Origin of the sequence: Corynebacterium sp. HMSC075D04, from assembly GCF_001815635.1 — a bacterium.
Taxonomy (GTDB): domain Bacteria; phylum Actinomycetota; class Actinomycetes; order Mycobacteriales; family Mycobacteriaceae; genus Corynebacterium; species Corynebacterium coyleae.
The window spans coordinates 26,198-28,007 of sequence record NZ_KV821360.1 but is presented as its reverse complement, the minus strand read 5'-3'; the positions used below and the strand labels follow the sequence as shown (position 1 = coordinate 28,007).

The 1,810-nt window shown below is 63.3% G+C and carries 3 protein-coding genes and 1 pseudogene; 1 reads left to right on the top strand and 3 read right to left on the bottom strand.

What is annotated here, in order from left to right; translation table 11 throughout:
- Window positions 1-212, top strand: a pseudogene (locus HMPREF3048_RS12135) (hypothetical protein); the annotation flags it as partial.
- Here HMPREF3048_RS12135 and HMPREF3048_RS08805 read toward each other — a convergent pair.
- From HMPREF3048_RS08805 to HMPREF3048_RS08800, 3 genes are all read right to left on the bottom strand, one after another.
- Window positions 209-640, bottom strand: a complete 432-nt coding sequence (locus HMPREF3048_RS08805) for a single-stranded DNA-binding protein (protein WP_034997554.1) — start codon at window positions 638-640, stop codon at window positions 209-211. The pseudogene HMPREF3048_RS12135 and the gene HMPREF3048_RS08805 overlap by 4 nt on opposite strands.
- A gap of 90 nt (window positions 641-730) precedes the next feature.
- The gene (locus HMPREF3048_RS12320; protein WP_016456431.1) at window positions 731-874 is read right to left on the bottom strand and encodes a hypothetical protein; all 144 of its coding nucleotides are present in this window, start codon (window positions 872-874) and stop codon (window positions 731-733) included.
- Window positions 875-1,034: 160 nt separating this feature from the next.
- On the bottom strand, window positions 1,035-1,810 hold a 776-nt coding region (locus HMPREF3048_RS08800), incomplete at its 5' end, for a DUF4192 family protein (RefSeq protein ID WP_070771900.1).

Sequence of the window (1,810 nt, the reverse complement as noted above, 5' to 3'; positions counted from 1 at the left end):
AGCAAGCGTTACACCACACTAAGGGACGCAACCCGGTGAAGTTCCTCAAGGAGGGACAGACCTACTCAAAAGACTCCACCCCGATCGCCAAGCTGATGCTAGGGCTGTTGGGTTTTGTTCAGTTGGGTAAGGCCGTGAAAGAGCTGGATCAACACCGTGAAATAGTTGAAAAAAATAACCCCGCAGGTTTCCCTGCGGGGTGTCGTTGTTAGAACGGTGCTTCGTCGTTGTCGGCGTCAGCGCCAGCCAGGGCGGCGTTCGCCGCCTCGCCTCCGCGACGGGCTGCGCGCGCAGCGGACTCTTTCTTGGAGTCGATCAGCTGCACGGTGTCGATACGGGCGACCAGCGGGTAGTGCTTCACACCGTCCTTGTCGGTGTAGACGTCGGTCTTCAGCGAGTAGCTCACTGCGACACGGTCGCCGGACCCGATGCAGCCGAACACGCCGGGGTTCTTCGCGTCCTGGACGTAGCCGGTCAGCTCCACGATCTCGCTTTCCACCTTGCCGGTGGCCTTGTTCTTGAAGGTGTTGCGCGCATAGACGCTGAGCTTCACCGTCGCGCCGCCGTTTGCGTGCTCGAACAGCTTGGGTGCGCGAGCTGCGTTGCCGACGATGGTGCCGTTGTTGAAGGGGTTGGACATGATGGTTCTCCTTATGTGGGTGGGTGTGAATTGCCGTGCAATGTGGGTGTTGAAGCAGCTGCTTTGCTGCTGCGGGGGGTTGCGCTGTCGTTACAGCACTGCCCAGGGCAGCGGCGTGCCTGCCGCCTCTAGGTCGCGCAGTTCTTGTGCTGCGCCCGGATCGGCGTCCTCGCCGTCGATGCCGTCGGCGAGCTGGTAGAGCAGTTCCAGGTCGGTGTGGGTGATGTCGCGCATCACGTGCCTCCTTGTTCGGATTGATGGTCAATCCGTCTGTTGGAGACAGCTCTGCTGTCTAGGGGTCGCTCCCCTGCCTCGTTGAAGTGTCTGCTGTCGCAAGCCACGGCCGACGAGAAAAAAGAAACCCCGTTGCATCGCTGCAACGGGGTGTGTGGTGCTACTCGGTGAACAAGATCGTGCGGGTCTTCTCGGCGCCCTCGCGGACGAGTTCGACCATCCGCTCGCCTTGGCCGATGTCGGTCAGCTTCGCCACCAACGACGGGAAGTTCTCGTCTGGCCCGATCTCGGTGGCTCGGTGCGCAGCCACGCCAGCTAGTCCCGGCTGGCCTGTGGCGTGCGCAAGCACGGCAACCGTGGTGGTGAGCTGCGCGCGCATCCCTGGCCAGCTGGTCGGGACAGCACGCATAACCTGCTCCGCGAACCGTAGGCCCGCCTGCGGGTCATCGAGCAGCGCCGCGAGCAGCGCGTCTCGCAAGCGCGGCGTGGTGAAGCATTTCAGCGCCGATCGAACAGCGCGCGTGCTCGGCTGGGTTATTCCTGCCGCCGCCTGCTCGTATTCACGCTGCAGCACGTCGGAGAACATGGGCGGGATATACGCCAGCGCGTCTTCGATGATGTCGGCGTGCTCGGCAGCGTCGATGCCGTGATCGGTGCTGTTCAGGCGTGCCTCGATGTCGTCTTTGCTCGGCTCCGGCAGCTCGCCGGTGTGCTCTAGCATCTGCCGCAGCGCCGCCGATGCGGCGACCTCGCCGACAACGCCGTGGCGCGGCTCGTCGATGAGCGGATGCTGGTACACAGACCACCACGCAGCCCCGGTGACGATCTCGGGCACTTGCACCACCCCGAGCAGCGGCGGTAGGTGCACTGCCCCACTAGTGAGATACGTGGCCGTCTCGTCAAAGACCGGCTGCGCAATGTCATCGCTGATCATGT